A 14085-nucleotide genomic window follows, 5' to 3' on the forward strand; every position below is an offset into this window, starting at 1 on the left:
AAGACTGCCATGGCTCGCCCCGACATCGCTGCGCGCGAGACGCCAGCAACGCCGCTTCTTGAAGCGCGCTCAATAACCAAATCCTTTCTCGGAGTAACTGCGCTTGATCACGTCGATTTCGTGCTCAATCGTGGTGAAATACACGCGCTGCTCGGCGAAAACGGGGCAGGAAAATCAACGCTTATCAAGATATTGACTGGCGCCTATCATGGCTTTGACGGTTCGGTTTTGCTTGATGGACAAGAAATTGCGCCCGCTTCCGTGTCAGAAGCACAGACGCTCGGCATCGGCACGGTCTATCAGGAGGTCAATCTCTTGGAGAACCTGACCGTTGCCGAAAACCTGTTTCTGGGTCGTCAGCTACGGCGTTTCGGTTTCATCGACCGGCGCCGCATGGAGACCGACGCGGCCACCCTGCTCGCGCGCTATGGCCTCACCATTGATGTCGGCGCACCACTGTCCGCTTATTCGGTGGCGATCCGACAGATTATCGCAATCGCTCGCGCGGTGGATGTTTCCGGCAAGGTGCTGGTGCTGGATGAACCGACCGCCAGTCTTGATGCCCGCGAAGTCGAGATGCTGTTTGGTGTGCTGCGTCAGTTGAAAGCCGAAGGCCTCGGCATCATCGTCATCACGCATTTTCTGGATCAGGTCTATGCCATTGCCGATTGCGTCACCGTACTGCGCAATGGCCGGCTGGTTGGCAGTCGCAATCTTTCAGAACTACCGCGCACCGATTTGATCTCAATGATGCTTGGCCATCAGTTGCAGGAAACCGTCCGCAGACAGCTGACGGAAGAAGCAAGCGATAACGGGACTGCCCCCATTCGCTTTTCAGGCTTTGGTAAAAAAGGCAGTGTTGCACCTTTCGATCTTGCCATCAAGCCGGGTGAAGCGGTCGGCATTGCAGGCCTTCTCGGCTCTGGCCGTACAGAAACCGCATTGCTCATGTTCGGCGTCGATCAGGCAGACAGCGGTGCACTCATGGTTGATGGCAAAGACACAAAGCTGCCCTCACCTGTTGCAGCCATTGCCGAACGCTTTGCCTTCTGCCCGGAAGAGCGCAAAACCGATGGCATCATCGGCGATTTTTCGGTGGCAGAAAATATCGCGCTCGCCATACAGGCAAAACACGGCTGGTCGAAGCCGATTTCCTCACGCGAAAAAGCAGCGCTTGCAGAGCGCTATATCAAGGCGCTGGATATCCGCCCCGCAGATCCAGACAAACCGATCAAGTTTCTATCGGGCGGTAACCAGCAAAAGGCCATTCTGGCACGCTGGCTGGCCACCGATCCGCGCCTGCTGATTCTGGACGAACCAACCCGCGGCATAGACATCGGCGCCCATGCGGAGATTCTCAAACTCATCGGTGAACTCTGCACCGAAGGCATGTCTCTGGTGATTATTTCATCCGAGTTTGAGGAGCTTGCAGCCGTGGCAAACCGCGTTGTCGTGCTCTCAGACCGCCGCCATGTGGCAGAACTTTCGGGCGCAGAAATCACCGCCGACAATATCGTGCGTGCCATCGCCGAGACCGGAAGCATAAAGGAAGATGCAGCATGATGGCGCGTATTGGCAAAAAACTGAAAAGACTAAGCCCACAGCTCGCAGCCCTTGCGCTCATTCTGATTGTAAACACCATCATATCACCGGGCTTTCTGGGCATTTCCTTTCAGAACGGGCGCCTTTACGGAAGCCTGATCGATATTCTGGTACGTGCTGCGCCCGTTGCCATTCTCGCCGTCGGCATGACACTGGTGATTGCGACACGCGGTATTGATCTGTCGGTCGGCGCGGTCATGGCAATCAGCGGCGCTGCGGCTGCATCGCTCATCGTTTCTGGCTATCCGCTGGCGATCGTCATTCCCGTGGCACTCGGCGTGGGTCTGCTCTGCGGCTTGTGGAACGGCTTTTTGGTAGCGGTTTTCGACATTCAGCCCATCATCGCAACGCTGATATTGATGGTGGCTGGGCGTGGCATCGCGCAGCTTATCACCGAAGGCGCAATCCTCACCTTCAACAATGATTCCTTTGCAACTCTCGGCTCCGGTTCGTTTCTTGGCGTGCCGGTGCCGGTGCTGATCTGGATATTGGCAGGCCTTGTCGTCGGGCTTGTCGTGCGCTCGACAGCGCTTGGCTTCCTGATTGAAGCAACCGGCATCAACCGCCGCGCCGCCATGCTGGCAGGCGTTAAAGCCCGCTTTCTTCTGTTCAGCGTCTATGCAGTATCAGGCGTTTGTGCAGCGCTTGCCGGTCTCATTACGACCGCCGATATTCGCGGCGCAGATGCCAACAATGCCGGCCTATGGCTTGAACTCGACGCCATTCTGGCGGTCGTCATCGGCGGCACGTCGCTGAATGGCGGGCGCTTCTCAATAATGGCATCGCTGCTCGGCGCGCTGATCATCCAGTCGATCAATACCGGCATTCTGATGGCTGGGTTTCCGCCAGAATTCAACCTCATCATCAAGGCAGGCATTATCGTGATCGTACTCACGTTCCAGTCGCCTGCAATAGCTGGCTTCTTCACCTTCCTGCGCGCTGAACGCAAAGGCAATACAGCCAATACAAACCAACAAAGTCAACAGGGAGCACGGCAATGAGAGTGCTTCGCAATCTGCCTTTCGTCACAACGGTCGCGATTTTCCTGCTCGCCTATGCGGTCTGCGTGATCCAGTTCCCGAACATGCTGTCAACACGAGTGATCGGTAATCTTCTGACGGACAATGCCTTTTTAGGTATCGCAGCCGTTGGCATGACCTTTGTGATCATCTCCGGCGGCATTGACCTATCAGTCGGATCAGTCATCGCCTTTACCAGCGTTTTTGTGGCAGTCCTTGTAGGACATGGCATGCATCCGTTGATCGCCTTCGCACTCATTCTGGTGATTGCCGCAATGTTTGGCGCGTGGATGGGTATGATGATCCATTATCTCGGCATCCCGCCCTTTGTTGCGACCCTTGCAGGCATGTTTCTGGCACGCGGTGCGGCATTCCTCATTTCAACGCAGTCTGTGCCGATTTCGCACCCTTTTATCGAAACATTGCAGGGCTTTTACTTCCGGCTTCCGGGTGGTGGCAGACTGACATTTGTCGCCATGCTGATGCTGGCGGTCTTCATCATCGGCGGTATCATCGCGCATCGCACACGCTTTGGCGCAAACATCTATGCGCTCGGCGGCAATGCGCAATCGGCGGAACTGATGGGCGTTCCGATTGGCCGCACGACAATCGGCATCTATACAGTGTCGGGCGTGCTTTCCGGCTTGGCAGGCATCGTTTATACGCTCTACACATCATCCGGCTATTCGCTCGCAACCGTTGGAGTGGAACTTGACGCCATTGCATCGGTGGTCATCGGCGGCACACTTCTCACCGGTGGGGCCGGTCTGGTGGCAGGTACGTTCGTCGGTATTCTGATACAGGGCCTCATACAGACTTATATCGTTTTCGATGGAACGCTGTCTTCGTGGTGGACAAAAATAGCAATCGGTATCTTGCTGTTCCTGTTCATTGCGCTACAGCGAGGACTTGTATGGTTTTCCGATATAAGACTCGCGCGTCAACGCATGAAGGAGGCCTGAATTGGGATTACTGGAAACGGCCATAACCGGACGCAAGCGCCATAACAGCCACGCCGTTGTCGTGGGTGAACTGGGGCGCGGCATCGTCGCAGGCACCATTCCCGAAGGCTCGATACTTCCGGGCGATAACGAATTGTCGCTGCGCTTTGGCGTTTCCCGCACTGTTCTGCGCGAAGCGATGAAAACGCTGTCTGCAAAACGCCTGATCGAACCAAAAGCCAAAGTTGGAACCCGTGTGCTCGGCGCAAGCAGCTGGAACTTTTTTGATCCTGACGTGCTGACATGGCGGTTCGAAGCAGGCTTTGATGAGGTCTTCGTCGATCATCTGGCGGAAATGCGCATGGCGCTTGAACCCGCTGCCGCCGCCGCTGCCGCAAAAAATGCAACCAGCGAGGAACTTGTTGAGCTTTATGCGCTTGCTGCGAAATTTGACGACCCCATGCATACGCCAGAATCCATCGCTAAGGTCGACCTTGAGTTTCATCTGGCAATTGCCCGCATGTCAGGCAATCCATTCATGCGTTCCGTGAGCAGCCTGATTGAAGCAGCGCTTGCAATTTCGTTCCAGTTATCGTCTCCGGCAAGTTCACCCGAAGGCATTGCAGAATGTGCCGCCAATCACATGCGCATTGCCCATGCGATTGCCTCGCGCGATCAGCAAAAAGCACGTGCTGCGATGGAAAGCGTGATCGCGCTTGGCGTTGACCGTATACGCGAAGAAATCTGATTACGTGACTTTGAGATCGAACTTCGGATCGCCGCGCAACGTATTGCTGACGGTGCAGATTTGCTCGGCCACCTCTGCAAGACGATGCTTTTCATCTTCCGTGAGATCGCCATCGAAATGAAATGTTACAGCGAATCGTTCGATGCGTGACGGGCCTTCATGGGCCTTATCGCCTTTTACCTCCACCCGAACATGGTCAAGCTTTTCACGCAATTCGAGCTTGGTCGCAGCAACACGCGCACTGAGCGCCATGCAGGCTGCAAGTGATGCATAGATCAGATCGAGCGGGTTAAAACCCGGCTGGCTGACGCTGGTGACAATCTCCACCGCGCCGCCTGTCGGCGTTGTGATTGTCGGCAGCTTGCCATGTGGCATTTCCGCAACCGCCCCGGTTTCGCGGGTTCTGAATTTCAGTTCAGTCATGGCTCAACTCTCCTGTATTCAACACCGCGTGCAAGCCAGCAGCCGACGCTCAAATCTGTGATCGCACCCTTGTCATCGCGGCGGAAAACAAGCTTCCACTCGCCGGGCGACGGTGCATCCATCGAGCGCTGAACAGGCATCAGCCAGACATCAGCCCCGACACTATAAAGCGGATACATGTCGCTCTTGCCAAGGAAGCCTTCAAAAGCGCCATAGATTGCGCCGCCTTCGGAAATCAGCAGCAGATCAGCATCAAGCTCATCGCTGTGATAGTGCCCGATGATATCCTGTCTCGCTTCGCCTTTGACACGGTTCATAACCAGCGAAAGGTTTTCACTTTCGCGGGAAAGTTCAATCACATCGTCTTCGCGCTGAATCGTGGTCATAGCTGAACGTGCCTCATTTGCGCTCACCACATCCATAATTTCCGGGCTGGTGCCAAAACGCGCCTTCATGCGGCCATGACCAGCATCTTCAAGACTGAGAACAAGCCCCGTCTTCTCATCGAGCCACGAACCAAACCATGCCGCATCGGCTTCGACGCGCACCACATCGGATGACGATACGCCCAAAGCAATATTCATCAGTTTGAAGGCAACCTCGGAGGCCCCGCCTTCAAAATTGAACATGGCGATTGTCGAGAGACGTTCCTCCGCACAATGCCAGCGCTGGCAGCGCCAGCCGCGCAATGCACCACCATGACCCGTTAGGCGCTTGCCGCCTGTTTCGTGAAAATTGAGGCCAAAGCCATAAGGTGCCGCAGCACCGTCTTTAAACGTTTGCGGCCCGCTCAGCCGACGATAGAGACCCTGTTCATCATCACGCGTTGCATCGATGAACTGCTCCCACGCAATCATATCATTGAGCGAAGCGCAGATGCCTGCATCGCCTATCCAATGAATACGATTCGTGGCAGGCAGAAACCCGCGAACCGTATCGCCTTCATAACCCGTACATTCCTCAAACAGCGCCGTATCGGGGATAAGCGCGGCACGCTTCATTCCTGCAGGCTTGAAAATCCGCTCGGACAGAAGATCAACCAGCGTACGCCCGGTATGCGCTTCGATCAGGTCCGCCAGAATGCGGAAATTGCCGTTGCAATAAGAGTAATGCGAACCCGGTTCAAAATGTGTGGTCTTCAGGCGGCGCAACAGGCTTTGCGCCTGCTCTGGCAAAAACACACCTTCCGGATCGGCACCGCACAGGACAGTTAGTGCCCAATAATCGCGCAGGCCGGACTGGTTGTTGCAGAGATCGCGAGCGGCGGGGCGCTCGTCTTCGAACTTGTCGAGGTAGGCTGCAAGCGCATCATCGAGCAACTCAGGCTCGCCCACCGCATCAAGCATCACAGCACAGGTAAACTGTTTGCTGACCGAACAGATCGGCATCCGCGTATCGAGCGTCATGGGCTTTCGCGTGCGAAGATCGGCAAAACCCCAGGCGTGCTGCAACACGACCTCACCGTCCTTCACAACGGCGATAACGCCGCCCGGACCTTTGTAGTTTTGAGGAATGTGACGAACAAAGGCTTCTAGGGCAGACGTATCAAACTTCGACATGATCGACTCAAGACTCACAAAAAATCAACGCCTGCGAAGACGCATTATTTTATGCGATCAATCAAGGCCATTGCAGCTTGTGGGTTGTGCGCCTTTTGGCCGCTGATGACATAAAGATAAACATCGCGGGCAACGTTATCGGGAAGCGGCGGCGTGATGGTTTTGAGACTATCGGGCACATGCCCAACCGCAATTGCTTTGGCCCGCTCTGCCCAATGGTCAAGATCCGCCTCGCTGTAGCCGAGCTTCTGGTCTTCCTGCGTACCCATGATGCGCAGATAGGCAAAAGGCGCAGTCATATCAGCAATTTCCACGAATTTGCTGTCGCCCGCAATCACCACCGCAACGCCATATTCCCGCAGCAGCGCGATGAAATCCGGCGAGTTGAAACTGTCGTGGCGCACTTCGACCGCATGGCGCAGATCACGCCCATCGACACGTTTTGGCAGAAGCTTGAGAAAAGCTTCAAAATCGGCTGGATCGAACTTTTTCGTACCCATGAACTGCCAGTTGATGACACCAAGCTTGTCTTTGAGCTCAAGCAGGCCGCCGGTCACGAATTTCTCGATGCTCTCTCCCGCCTCGGCCAGCACCCGCCGATTGGTCGAAAAGCGCGGTGCTTTCAGCGAAAAAACGAAGTCAACCGGCGTTTCATCATGCCATTTGGCAAAAGTCGTGGGCTTCTGCGGACCATAATAGGTACTGTTGATTTCGATAGAGGTCAGCTTGCTCGAAGCATATTCGAGCTGGCGTTTTTTGGAGAGCTTTTCCGGATAGAAACTCTTGTCCCACTCCTCGAAAGCCCAGCCGCCAATACCCACACGGATTCTGCCTGAATTTGTCTCACGCATTTCATCCATACCTTCGCGACATGAGTTCATCAGCTTTGCTCATCATATTTAGGCTGTTTTCACAGCCTCCGCTATGCTGTTATCACTGTGCTTTACTGGAGGAGTAAACAAATGTCGGAAACAAAAGATCCGATCGTTATCGCCAGTGCGGTACGAACACCGATCGGAAGTTTTCAAGGTGCGCTCAAGGGGGAGAGTGCAACAGCACTGGGCGCAGCCACAATCAAGGAAGCCGTTCACCGGGCGAAGCTTGACCCCGATCAGATCGACGAAGTGCTGATGGGCTGTGTGTTGCCCGCAGGACTGGGGCAGGCACCCGGACGTCAGGCCGCAATTCATGCCGGTCTCCCACAGGCTGTGCCTTGCTCGACCATCAACAAGGTTTGCGGATCGGGTATGAAAACCGTCATGCTGGGCGCCGATCTCATTGCCGCAGGAAGTGCGGACATTGTGGTCGCAGGCGGCATGGAAAGCATGACCAATGCACCTTATTTGCTTGAAAAAGCACGCAGTGGCTATCGCATGGGCCACGGCAAAATCTACGATCACATGTTTCTCGACGGTCTTGAAGACGCCTATGACGAAGGCCGCGCCATGGGAACATTCGCGGAAGAAACAGCAGATCACTACCAGTTCACGCGTGAGCAACAGGACGAATTTGCCCTCCGCTCACTTTCGCGCGCACTCAAGGCAGCTGAGGCGGGTTCTTTCGCACAAGAGCTGGTCCATGTTGCAGCGCTTGACCGCGACGAGCAGCCAACCCGCGCAAAGCCCGAAAAAATACCAAACCTCAAGCCTGCCTTCCGCGAAGGCGGCACGGTTACAGCCGCCAATTCTTCATCGATTTCCGATGGTGCGGCATCGCTTACCCTGATGCGCCTGTCCAAAGCCCAAAAGCTGGGCGCAGAACCGCTTGCCATTATTCGCGACCACGCAAGCCACGCGCAACAGCCCTCGCTCTTCACCACGGCCCCGATTTTTGCGATGAAAAAACTCTTCGACAAAACCGGCTGGACTGCACGCGACGTTGATTTGTTTGAAATCAATGAAGCTTTCGCTGTGGTTGTTATGGCTGCAATGCAGGAACTCGACCTCCCCGCCGACAAGGTGAATATCCATGGCGGTGCCTGCGCTATGGGCCATCCGATTGGCTGCTCTGGTGCACGCATCATCGTTACCCTGCTTCATGCCATGAAGCAGAACGATCTCAAGCGCGGCATGGCTTCAGTCTGTATCGGTGGCGGCGAAGCAACAGCCATTGCTGTTGAAACAATATGAGGGGGAAAATGGATATTGAAGGAAAAATCGCCATCGTCAGCGGTGGTGCATCAGGCCTTGGTGCCGCAACCGCACGTGCGCTTGCAGCCAAAGGCGCGAAAGTTGCAATCCTCGATTTCAACATTGACGGCGCCAATACAGTGGCAGCCGAAATCGGCGGCATCGCCATTCAATGCGATGTTTCAGACGCTGCAAGTGCTGAGGCCGCGTTCAAGGCAATCGGCGAAAAGCTCGGATCACCACAGATTCTTGTCAATTGCGCGGGCGTAGCACCAGCAAAGAAAATGCTGGCGCGTGATGGCAGCGTCATGCCGCTTGATGATTTCCGCAAAGCGGTTGAGATCAACCTGATCGGCTCGTTCAATCTGCTGCGGCTGTTTGCCGATGTCGCCTCCAAAAGCGAAGCCCTGTCAACGGGCGAGCGCGGCGTGGTCATCAATACGGCATCGGTTGCAGCCTTTGACGGCCAGATCGGCCAGACGGCCTATGCAGCGTCTAAAGGCGGCATCGTTGGCCTGACTCTGCCTGCGGCACGCGAACTTGCCCCCCTTGGCATTCGTGTGTGCGCCATTGCACCCGGTATTTTTGAAACCCCCATGCTCAAAGGCTTGCCGCAACCTGCACAGGATGCGCTGGGCCAGATGGTTCCTTTCCCCCCACGTCTGGGTCGGCCAGACGAATATGCGGCACTCGCGCTGCATATTATCGAAAACAGCATGCTCAACGGCGAAACCATTCGGCTCGATGGTGCGCTGCGTATGCCTCCGAAATAGAGCGCATGCGCGCCAAAGTCGTTCAGACATTTTGAGAGTAGGGAAATGCATAAAACCTCAACAAACAGCAACATGCGGACCGGTGGCCAGATATTGGTGGATGCACTCGGCATTCACGGCGTTGACCGCGTTTTCTGTGTGCCCGGCGAAAGCTACCTTGCGGCGCTCGATGCTTTCCATGACGTCAGTGACCAGATCGATCTTATCGTCTGCCGTCAGGAAGGTGGGGCTTCTTACATGGCGGAAGCCTATGGCAAGCTGACCGGCAAGCCCGGCATCTGCTTTGTCACACGCGGTCCCGGTGCGACGAATGCCTCCGTCGGCGTTCATACCGCGTTTCAGGATTCCACACCGATGCTTCTGTTCATCGGGCAGGTTGCAAGCGATCAGGTGGAACGGGAAGCATTTCAGGAAGTTGATTATCGCCGCATGTTCGGCCAGATGGCCAAATGGGTGGTGCAGATCGATGACGCAGCCCGCATCCCGGAACTGGTCAGTCAGGCTTTCCATCGCGCCATCAACGGTCGCCCCGGCCCTGTGGTCATCGCCCTGCCCGAAGATATGCTGACCTCACACGCAACCGTCAGCGATGCGCCCGCTTACAAGCATGTCGAAATGCATCCGGGAAGCGATCAGCTACAGGACATGAAAGCACTTCTCGAAAAAGCCGAGCGGCCACTAATGATCGTGGGCGGCGGCGGCTGGAATAGCCAAGCGGTTCGCGACCTGCAAACATTCGCTGAAAACATGTCGCTGCCTGTTGCAGCATCCTTCCGTTGTCAGGATATGTTCGACAATCATCATCCACTTTATGCCGGTGAAATGGGAACGTCGATCAGCCCGAAACTCGCCGCCCGCGTTAAAGATTCAGACCTTTTGCTGGTGGTGGGTGCGCGCCTTGGTGAAATGACCACGCAGGGCTATGAACTGATCAATATCCCTGTGCCAAAGCAGAAGCTCATCCATATCCATCCGGGTGCGGAAGAGCTTGGCCGTGTCTATCACGCTGATATTCCGATCAATGCCAGCATGGCTGCCTTCACCAAAGCAGCTTCAAAGCTTGAACCTATCTCTAACCCCCGGTGGAAAGCATGGGCTGAAAGCGCCAAAGCCGATTACCGTGACAATCTGAAAACGCCGACAATTCCCGGTGACGTTCAGATGGGCGAGATCATGGAATGGCTGCGCGCACATCTCGCCGATGATGCCATCATCACCAATGGCGCTGGCAATTATTCGGCATGGCCGCACCGCTTTTATCAGTACCGCACCTATCGCAGCCAGCTGGCACCAACCAATGGCTCCATGGGCTATGGTGTGCCAGCTGCCGTTGCCGCCAAGCTGACCGCACCAGAACGCACAGTCGTCTGTTTCGCTGGTGACGGCTGTTTCCTGATGAATGGTCAGGAGCTTGCAACGGCTGCGCAATATGAAGCCAATGCGATTTTCATTGTGGTCAATAACGGCATGTATGGCACGATCCGTATGCATCAGGAGCGCACCTATCCGGGCCGCGTTTCCGGCACTGGCCTTGCAAATCCCGACTTTGCAGCGCTTGCCCGCGCCTATGGCCTGCATGGGGAAACGGTGGAAAAGACCGCAGACTTTGCGGAAGCTTTCAAGCGCTGCGAGCAATCGGGTAAGCCGGGGCTGATTGAAATCCGCATCGACCCGGAAGCCCTTTCGCCCAAAATGACGCTCAGCCAGATGCGCGAACAGGGATTAGCCAAACAGAGATAACGAGTCTCTTTTGCTTTCGACTTCAAGCCGAGTTTTTCACCATCATGAAAACTCGGCAAGATCCCGCAGGCGCCGATTCAATCCATTTAAATGGCGCGAATCCCCCTACCGTTCGGAGATATTGCCGTGATGTCACGTATGAACAGGTCTTAAAGCAGACAATACAACTTTAGTTTATATCGATACAATTTACAGTAGACTTCATCGCTCAAGTCGCACATAAACCGCCCGGGTTGCAATGGGAGGGGAAATTGCGAACACTTAATCTTTTTATTATTGGTTTTGGCTTTAGCGCACTTGTCATGACCTGCATTTATGCACTTGTTGGTGGATTACATTAAGATTGAAGAAGGCTCTCGCCTAAGAAGCTTGCCGAGGCTTCGCGCACTGCTCCAAGCATAAAATCACTGATCACTCTGATACGCGGTGCGGCCATAACATCGACATGGCAATTCATCCAATATTCGCGCTCAAGATACATTTCCTTTGGCAGAACCGGCACAAGTTCAGAATATTGGCTGGCAATGAAAAATGGCAACACACACAGCCCATAGCCTGTCAATGTTGCCACCAGTTGCGCATGAATGCTTGAGCCTTGATAATTGCAACGCTTTCCAGGCAAAATTTCACGCATGTAATCAAGACCGGGTGTAAACACCATATCGTCTATATAGCCGATAAAAGGATGCTGGGTCATATCTTCGCGCGTTTTGATCGCTGAATGACAATTCAGATAGTCGCGATGCCCATAAACAAACAAACGATAGGGCGTGAGTTTTTCACTGTGATAAGGTCCGGTGCGCGGCATATGCAGCGTGATCGAAAGCTCCGCTTCACGCCGCGACAATGACATAATCTGCTGGATTGTCACCACCTCCACCGAAAGACTGGGATAGGATTGCGCCAGCACCGGCAGCCGATCCGCCAGAAAGAAATTGCCAAAACCTTCAAGGGTTGAAAGCCGCACCACACCTGACAATGCCGAAAAACTGCCCGTCGTCTCTGTCTGGAATTTCAGCGCCTCTCGCTCCATCACTTCCGCAGGCTCAACCAGTCGCTCGCCCATCGGCGTTAAAAGATAGCCGCGCGGATTGCGCTCAAAAAGCTTTGTTGCAAGCGCTTGCTCCAGACGATCGATGCGCCGCAGAACCGTAACGTGGCTGGTGCGTAATTGTCTTGCGGCAGTCGAAAGCTGGCCGGTGCGCGCGACCGCGAGAAAATATTGCAGATCATCCCATGAAAACTGCCGCAACGTTTCCTCCTTAAAGCTTCTGTACATTTTTGAACAGACACTGTTCAAAAATTGCTATTCTTGTACGCATTTGTCAATGCTACCGTCCATAGGACAAGCCCGCATGGAGGCCCTAAAGGAGGAACGAGCCGGGCGGAAGCATATGGGTGCCTAATCATGAGGAAGATTGGCCACCCTGTCTGAAAAGACGGCTTCAAATAAGCATTTCGTCCGACTTTGTCGCGACGATCATACGTTTTTGGGAGGAACACTGAATGAAACTTTTTGCACTTGCTACGGCTGCACTTTTTGCTGCAACCGCAATTTCATCCGCAGCGGAAATATCAGACGGCAAAGTCAAAATCGGCATTCTGAACGACCAGTCTGGCGTTTATGCTGATTTCGGCGGCAAATGGTCGTATGAGGCGGCCAAAATGGCTGCTGAAGATTTTGGCGGCACTGTGCTGGATGCGCCGATTGAAATCATCACTGCCGACCACCAGAACAAGCCGGACGTTGCAGCCAACATCGCCCGTCAGTGGTATGATACCGAACAGATCGATGCCATCATGGAGCTGACCAGCTCCTCCGTGGGTCTCGCTGTTCAGGCACTTTCAAAAGACAAAAAGAAAATCACCATTAATACAGGTGCCGCGACATCGGAACTCACAGGCAAGCAATGCACGCCTTACGGTTTCCACTGGGCCTATGACACCCATGCGCTGGCGGTCGGCACAGGTGGCTCGCTCGTTGAACAGGGCGGCGACACATGGTATTTCCTGACAGCGGACTATGCTTTCGGCTATTCGCTGGAAGAACAGACGTCGAAATTCGTAGAATCCAAGGGCGGTAAAGTTCTTGGCTCGGTTCGCCATCCACTGAGCAGCACCGATTACTCTTCCTTCCTGCTACAGGCACAGGCATCGGGTGCCAAGGTCGTTGGCCTTGCCAATGCCGGTCTTGATACATCCAATGCGATCAAACAGGCTGCGGAATTCGGCATCGTGGCCGGTGGCCAGCGCCTTGCGGCCTTGCTCTTCACGCTTGCGGAAGTGCACGGACTGGGCCTTGACGCGGCACAGGGCCTGACACTCACCGAAGGATTTTACTGGGATCGCGACGATGAATCGCGCGAGTTCAGCAAGCGCTTTTTCGACCGCACCGGCCGTATGCCGAACATGATTCAGGCAGGCACCTATTCGGCGGTTCTTCAGTATCTGAAAGCCATCAAGGAAGCAGGCACCGACGATACGGAAGCCGTCGCCAAGAAGCTGCATGAAATGCCGGTCAATGATGTTTTTGCCCGCAACGGCAAGGTCGGACCCAATGGCCGCATGATCTATGACATGTATCTCATGGAAGTGAAAAAGCCTGACGAAAGCAAGGCGCCATGGGACTACTATAAGGTGCTGGCCACCATCCCCGGCGATCAGGCTTACATGAAGCCGGAAGAAAGCGGTTGCCCACTGGTCACACAATAAGAGGCTAATGGGATGAACACAGCAACTCAAAATGCCACGGCTCTGCGAGAAGCAGAGCCGTCAGGGACGGTTCTTTCTGCGCGCGGGTTGGGCAAGTCGTTTGGCGGCTTTCATGCGGTGAAGAATGTCGATCTTGATGTCGAGCACGCCCGCGTTCATGCGCTGATCGGGCCGAATGGCGCAGGCAAGACGACCGTTTTCAACCTGCTTACCAAGTTTCTCCAGCCGACAAGCGGCGAGATTACGCTGCTTGGCGAAAGCATCACCAAAACCAACCCTGCCAAAGTGGCGCGGATGGGGCTGGTGCGTTCGTTCCAGATTTCCGCAACCTTTCCGCATCTGAGCGTGCTGGAAAATGTGAAGGTCGCGCTTCAGCGTCCGAGTGGTCTGGCAACACAGTTCTGGCGCTCGCTGTCCGCCCTTGATCAGCTTGATGCAA

13 protein-coding genes are annotated in these 14085 nt (G+C 54.8%); 9 read left to right on the forward strand and 4 right to left on the reverse strand.

Annotated elements, in window-relative coordinates; all coding sequences use genetic code 11:
• The first annotated feature begins 9 nt into the window (after window positions 1–9).
• From OPR82_RS14870 to OPR82_RS14885, 4 genes are read left to right on the forward strand one after another with little or no spacing between them, the layout of a single operon-like run.
• Window positions 10–1563 carry a sugar ABC transporter ATP-binding protein gene (locus OPR82_RS14870; RefSeq protein ID WP_265985670.1) on the forward strand — a complete coding sequence of 518 codons (1554 nt, stop codon included), beginning with the start codon at window positions 10–12 and terminating at the stop codon, window positions 1561–1563.
• Window positions 1560–2603 (forward strand): ABC transporter permease, encoded by a 1044-nt coding sequence (locus OPR82_RS14875; protein WP_265985671.1) that lies wholly within the window; start codon window positions 1560–1562, stop codon window positions 2601–2603. Before OPR82_RS14870 ends, OPR82_RS14875 begins: the two co-directional genes overlap by 4 nt.
• On the forward strand, window positions 2600–3583 hold the full coding sequence (gene yjfF / locus OPR82_RS14880; RefSeq protein ID WP_265985674.1) for a galactofuranose ABC transporter, permease protein YjfF: 984 nt from the start codon (window positions 2600–2602) through the stop codon (window positions 3581–3583). Before OPR82_RS14875 ends, yjfF begins: the two co-directional genes overlap by 4 nt.
• A gap of 1 nt (window position 3584) precedes the next feature.
• Window positions 3585–4310, forward strand: coding sequence for a FadR/GntR family transcriptional regulator (locus OPR82_RS14885; RefSeq protein WP_265985676.1), 726 nt, complete (start codon window positions 3585–3587; stop codon window positions 4308–4310).
• On the opposite strand, the gene OPR82_RS14890 is transcribed toward OPR82_RS14885, so the two are convergent.
• Genes OPR82_RS14890 through OPR82_RS14900 form a run of 3 tightly spaced genes read right to left on the reverse strand, consistent with a single transcriptional unit; the run spans window position 4311 to window position 7173 of the window.
• Window positions 4311–4733, reverse strand: coding sequence for an OsmC family protein (locus OPR82_RS14890; protein ID WP_265985677.1), 423 nt, complete (start codon window positions 4731–4733; stop codon window positions 4311–4313).
• Window positions 4730–6292 (reverse strand): D-aminopeptidase, encoded by a 1563-nt coding sequence (locus tag OPR82_RS14895; RefSeq protein ID WP_265985679.1) that lies wholly within the window; start codon window positions 6290–6292, stop codon window positions 4730–4732. The genes OPR82_RS14890 and OPR82_RS14895 overlap by 4 nt, the downstream gene beginning before the upstream one ends.
• Window positions 6293–6336: 44 nt before the next feature.
• The gene (locus tag OPR82_RS14900; RefSeq protein WP_407673266.1) at window positions 6337–7173 is read right to left on the reverse strand and encodes a DUF72 domain-containing protein; all 837 of its coding nucleotides are present in this window, start codon (window positions 7171–7173) and stop codon (window positions 6337–6339) included.
• A gap of 81 nt (window positions 7174–7254) precedes the next feature.
• Here OPR82_RS14900 and OPR82_RS14905 point away from each other — a divergent pair, with 81 nt between their 5' ends.
• From OPR82_RS14905 to OPR82_RS14915, 3 genes are read left to right on the forward strand one after another with little or no spacing between them, the layout of a single operon-like run.
• On the forward strand, window positions 7255–8421 hold the full coding sequence (locus tag OPR82_RS14905; protein WP_265985681.1) for an acetyl-CoA C-acyltransferase: 1167 nt from the start codon (window positions 7255–7257) through the stop codon (window positions 8419–8421).
• A gap of 8 nt (window positions 8422–8429) precedes the next feature.
• Window positions 8430–9194, forward strand: coding sequence for an SDR family oxidoreductase (locus tag OPR82_RS14910; RefSeq protein ID WP_265985682.1), 765 nt, complete (start codon window positions 8430–8432; stop codon window positions 9192–9194).
• A gap of 45 nt (window positions 9195–9239) precedes the next feature.
• Window positions 9240–10934, forward strand: coding sequence for a thiamine pyrophosphate-binding protein (locus tag OPR82_RS14915; protein WP_265985685.1), 1695 nt, complete (start codon window positions 9240–9242; stop codon window positions 10932–10934).
• A gap of 337 nt (window positions 10935–11271) precedes the next feature.
• Here the strand turns inward: OPR82_RS14915 and OPR82_RS14920 are convergent, their stop codons facing one another.
• Entirely contained in the window at window positions 11272–12186 is a 915-nt protein-coding gene (locus OPR82_RS14920; RefSeq protein WP_265985688.1) for a LysR family transcriptional regulator, read from the reverse strand.
• A gap of 254 nt (window positions 12187–12440) precedes the next feature.
• Between OPR82_RS14920 and OPR82_RS14925 the strand changes: the two genes are divergently transcribed.
• On the forward strand, window positions 12441–13646 hold the full coding sequence (locus OPR82_RS14925) for an ABC transporter substrate-binding protein (RefSeq protein ID WP_265985691.1): 1206 nt from the start codon (window positions 12441–12443) through the stop codon (window positions 13644–13646).
• Between the two features lie 12 nt (window positions 13647–13658).
• On the forward strand, window positions 13659–14085 hold a 427-nt coding region (locus OPR82_RS14930; RefSeq protein ID WP_265985695.1), incomplete at its 3' end, for an ATP-binding cassette domain-containing protein.

It is taken from the genome of Ochrobactrum chromiisoli, from assembly GCF_026241335.1.
Taxonomy (GTDB): domain Bacteria; phylum Pseudomonadota; class Alphaproteobacteria; order Rhizobiales; family Rhizobiaceae; genus Brucella; species Brucella chromiisoli.

Coding starts and splice junctions, on each gene's coding strand:
- OPR82_RS14870 (WP_265985670.1), top strand. CDS start 10: ATGGCTCGCCCCGACATCGCTGCGCGCGAGACGCCAGCAACGCCGCTT.
- OPR82_RS14875 (WP_265985671.1), top strand. CDS start 1,560: ATGATGGCGCGTATTGGCAAAAAACTGAAAAGACTAAGCCCACAGCTC.
- yjfF (WP_265985674.1), top strand. CDS start 2,600: ATGAGAGTGCTTCGCAATCTGCCTTTCGTCACAACGGTCGCGATTTTC.
- OPR82_RS14890 (WP_265985677.1), bottom strand. CDS start 4,733: ATGACTGAACTGAAATTCAGAACCCGCGAAACCGGGGCGGTTGCGGAA.
- OPR82_RS14895 (WP_265985679.1), bottom strand. CDS start 6,292: ATGTCGAAGTTTGATACGTCTGCCCTAGAAGCCTTTGTTCGTCACATT.
- OPR82_RS14900 (WP_407673266.1), bottom strand. CDS start 7,173: ATGAACTCATGTCGCGAAGGTATGGATGAAATGCGTGAGACAAATTCA.
- OPR82_RS14905 (WP_265985681.1), top strand. CDS start 7,255: ATGTCGGAAACAAAAGATCCGATCGTTATCGCCAGTGCGGTACGAACA.
- OPR82_RS14910 (WP_265985682.1), top strand. CDS start 8,430: ATGGATATTGAAGGAAAAATCGCCATCGTCAGCGGTGGTGCATCAGGC.
- OPR82_RS14915 (WP_265985685.1), top strand. CDS start 9,240: ATGCATAAAACCTCAACAAACAGCAACATGCGGACCGGTGGCCAGATA.
- OPR82_RS14925 (WP_265985691.1), top strand. CDS start 12,441: ATGAAACTTTTTGCACTTGCTACGGCTGCACTTTTTGCTGCAACCGCA.